The following is a 3,574-nucleotide window of genomic DNA, read 5'->3' on the forward strand; positions in this document are numbered from 1 at the left end:
TAAGGACTAGCGGGAACTTTTTGGTCAATTCTTTGAAAATTGATTAATAATATAGATTAGAGGCATTATTTACAAAAAAGAGGTATTATAAAATAGCACCTCTTTTTACTTTATCCAATAAATGTGAGATATACGTATTTAAGTTTTTTTGTTTAGTTCTTCATACCTTTCGACAAACTTTTCTGTGGTTTTTTCCATTTCAATGACGTTATTTATTGCGCTGCGAAGAAATAGTAGCCCGCCATTAGTTATTATGTATATTTTTCTGGCAGGGCCACTTTCTTGTGTGTTCCAATCTGTTTTTACAAACCCTTCTGCTTCAAGTTGTGATAATATTCTATAAAGGTTACCCATCTGTCCGATTCCTGATATCACAATGCCAAAATCTTTCAATTTTGTTGATAATTCATAACCGTAAGATGGTTTTTCTGCTATTAGCAGCAGTAGATAGAGTTCTAGCCAATGCCTTCTTAACCCGCAAAATCTTTTTTTAAATCCAGGCAATTGAGGTGCCTCCTTTATTTTGTTTTCTAACGGTGTGAGCTTCCGGGAGTATCCAGTATGGTAGCAGCACCCTCAACAACTCTCTTTATATTTTCTTCTGCGGAGCCTTCTTCTGCAAGATAAACTTTAATACCAGCTTGGTTTAAAGCAGTAAATGCATTCGGGCCGACGCTATTTGATATTAATGCATCTACTTTTTCATTTGCAAGGGTTTCTACCGTTTTTGGGCCTGCTCCATGTGCTTGTAATACCACGTTTTCGAAAAATTTTGTCTCTTTGCTTTCTGTATCGTATATAGCAAAAAAGGCAGTCCTTGCAAAGCGAGCATCAACTTCTGAACTCAATGTTTTTTCTTTAATCGGGATGGCTATTTTCATATTTTCCTCCTTTTTAATGCTTATGAAACTTCTTATCTGGCTCGTAATTAATGTTTTGTAAAGAGCCGCTGATAAATGCGTCTATGATTTCTTTCAGGGTTCCCTGTGCGCCGGTGATAGTTTTTATGCCAAAGTTTTTAAAAAATGTTTTTGCTCTTCCTCCCATTCCTCGTGCAATCAAAACTTCCCCGCCTTTTCTGTGTATATATTCTGGTATTTCTCCAGGATCGTGTTCTTCAAGCGGGTTTTTCTCAATTTCCACTTTTTTAATTTTATTTTCTTCAATTTCAACAAATGCAAAATACGGAGTGTGTCCAAAATGCTCTGAGATAATGGAATCAAGTCCGTTATTACTTAATACGGGAACTGCAATTTTCATAATTTATACCTCCTAAAGTATTTTTTAAGTTTTAAGAAAATATCTTTTATAGCTTTTCCTGCTTCCGAAGGTTCGTTTTCTACCACTGGCACGGTTTTTATTGCTTAATTTTTACTTCCCGTTCAACAATATCTCTCACTGGGGCCATAATTCTTGCAGATACCATATTCAAAGCCTTTAAATCCTCCAGAAAATCTTTTTCTGTAACATTGCAACATAATTTTCGTCCCTTTTGTCATATATATGTATTTTACATATATTATATAACTCTTTGTTCATCTGTCAATAATGAGCAAGAAGCGTTATAAATTTAAAAAATGAAATTTATTTAAGGAGGATGTATGATATATTATATGAACGAGCTAGCAAACTGGCTGTTGCATTTTTTATTTAACTTAACAGGGAGAGTTTCTTTTAATTTGATGGAATTTTGCTATTTGTTTGTTAAGCAACTACTCTAAATTTGGAAAACTCAAAAAATGTTTTATTATTAAAAGAAGGGGAGGTGTAATATGAAAAAAATCATTGTTTTAGTTTTAGCCATCGTACTGCTTGCAGGATTGTTTGTTGGGTGTAGCGGTGGAGGTGAAACACAACCAAAAACTTCTACCATAACTGTTTCTGTTTTCGACGAAGATGGTAATACACTCTCAGATGTTAGCTTAACGATGGGTGACTACTCAGGGGAAACAGGAGATAGCGGGAAATACATGTTTAATGATGTAGAATCTGCAAGTTATACGATTCGGGCATCAAAAGATGGACATGAAGATGAAAGTGAAGACATCGTGGTGAGTGCAGGAGAAAATAAAACTGTTTTATTAACTCTCAAAAAGGTGGAAGAAGAAGCAGAAGAATTGAAAAATTACTCGTCAGAAAAAAGTTACAGAGCAGTAATGGAAGGGCAATTGAGTCCAGGGGGAATCAATAGAATAATCATTGAACACGATAACTACGGAAATTCGCAGCATCTTACTATATACGATGAAGACGAGAAAGAATTCGAAATGTATATTGTGGATGACAAGGCTAAGACGTTAATGGATAATGAGTGGATGGATGTTCCTCTCGAACAAGTACAAGTCATGTTGTCTACTGGCTACCTGAATCTTCCTGAGGCCATGGCAAGTGGTGCGGCAGAATCTTATAATACTGCTATTACTACTCCAGACTTTTCATATGGAGTAGAAAAGATTGGCAGAGAAACTGTAAATGGATATCCTACAACAAAATACCATATGTTCTCAAAAATTACATCAGAAGAAGAAACAGGCACATCAGATATATGGATTATTAATAGTGGTTCGTATAAGGGCTATGCAACTCGCATGGTTGTTACTATAAAATCCTCCGGTGAAGAAGAAACTTTTACTATTAATATAACGGATTTAGGGAAAGATATGGGAATCCAAATGCCGTAGTAGATAATTTTTTTTGCGAAAAGAGTGGTACGAACTATTTTAATTAGAGCTTTACCACTCTTTTTTATTTGTTAATCCCTTATAAATTAGACAAATAAATTTTTTCTCCTTACTATCATCTGAACTCTGAGGGTGCCAATGGATACATCTATAATTCTTGACAAAAAATAATCAATGCTCCCCAGTAGATATTTAAATCTATAATTTTGGCAATTATGTCCATTTTATCTCTCTCGATTTTAAATTGCAGGTAATTATAATAAAAAGTAATTATTCAATATAATATTGACATAATTCCGAATAAATTTATTATTTGAGAAAAATATTAAAGGAGACAAAAATGGATAAAGAGCTTTCAGAATTTTCTGAGAGGGTACTAGCAAAAAGAGGTGTTGAGCTTATAACGCCTTTTGATATGAAAGTTAAAACACGTACACTGAATAAGTTCCGAAACATATGAGACTTTTGTAAATATATTATACTATACAGAAAGTTAAAGAATACAGGAGGTTAAAGAAGATGTCTAAGAATGATTATAGGTATGTACAGAAACTAAGCCTGAGCATAAAAAGAATAAAATGTTAAAAGGAAACATACTTCCTCTTTCTGATAGTGCAATAGAACATCTAAGAAGTGCTTCTGCCTTTTCAAGTAGTGAAAAAGCACAGTTTAGATTAAAGGCTATTGAGTTCTCAAAGAAGTATGGTATTCAAGCTGCAGTAGATGCATTTGATGTATCAAGAGCTACAATATACAGATGGAAAAAGATGCTAAAACAAAGTAATGGAAAACTGAACAGTCTAATCCCTAAATCAAGAAGACCTAAAAGAGTAAGAAAGATGATGATAGGCCATGAGATTGTATCGTTCATAAGAAGCATAAGAGAAGAACAT

At 33.9% G+C, this 3,574-nt stretch carries 5 protein-coding genes; 2 read left to right on the forward strand and 3 right to left on the reverse strand.

What is annotated here, in order from left to right:
* Positions 1 to 138: 138 nt before the first annotated feature.
* The 3 genes from U9Q18_07360 to U9Q18_07370 are packed head-to-tail and all read right to left on the reverse strand — an operon-like array spanning position 139 to position 1,260.
* Positions 139 to 504 carry a PadR family transcriptional regulator gene (locus tag U9Q18_07360; GenBank protein ID MEA3314176.1) on the reverse strand — a complete coding sequence of 122 codons (366 nt, stop codon included), beginning with the start codon at positions 502 to 504 and terminating at the stop codon, positions 139 to 141.
* Between the two features lie 26 nt (positions 505 to 530).
* Positions 531 to 881 (reverse strand): NifB/NifX family molybdenum-iron cluster-binding protein, encoded by a 351-nt coding sequence (locus tag U9Q18_07365; GenBank protein MEA3314177.1) that lies wholly within the window; start codon positions 879 to 881, stop codon positions 531 to 533.
* Between the two features lie 13 nt (positions 882 to 894).
* Complete coding sequence (locus U9Q18_07370; GenBank protein ID MEA3314178.1) at positions 895 to 1,260, reverse strand: NifB/NifX family molybdenum-iron cluster-binding protein; 366 nt, start codon at positions 1,258 to 1,260, stop codon at positions 895 to 897.
* 512 nt (positions 1,261 to 1,772) lie between these two features.
* Here U9Q18_07370 and U9Q18_07375 point away from each other — a divergent pair.
* Positions 1,773 to 2,681, forward strand: a complete 909-nt coding sequence (locus U9Q18_07375; GenBank protein MEA3314179.1) for a carboxypeptidase regulatory-like domain-containing protein — start codon at positions 1,773 to 1,775, stop codon at positions 2,679 to 2,681.
* A 578-nt stretch (positions 2,682 to 3,259) separates the two neighbouring features.
* On the forward strand, positions 3,260 to 3,574 hold a 315-nt coding region (locus tag U9Q18_07380), incomplete at its 3' end, for a helix-turn-helix domain-containing protein (protein ID MEA3314180.1).

It is taken from the genome of Caldisericota bacterium (assembly GCA_034717215.1).
GTDB lineage: Bacteria > Caldisericota > Caldisericia > Caldisericales > Caldisericaceae > UBA646.

What these genes read in the sequence shown, in the direction of transcription:
- U9Q18_07365 (MEA3314177.1), bottom strand. Translation starts at nt 881, where the DNA reads ATGAAAATAGCCATCCCGATTAAAGAAAAAACATTGAGTTCAGAAGTT.
- U9Q18_07375 (MEA3314179.1), top strand. Translation starts at nt 1,773, where the DNA reads ATGAAAAAAATCATTGTTTTAGTTTTAGCCATCGTACTGCTTGCAGGA.
- U9Q18_07370 (MEA3314178.1), bottom strand. Translation starts at nt 1,260, where the DNA reads ATGAAAATTGCAGTTCCCGTATTAAGTAATAACGGACTTGATTCCATT.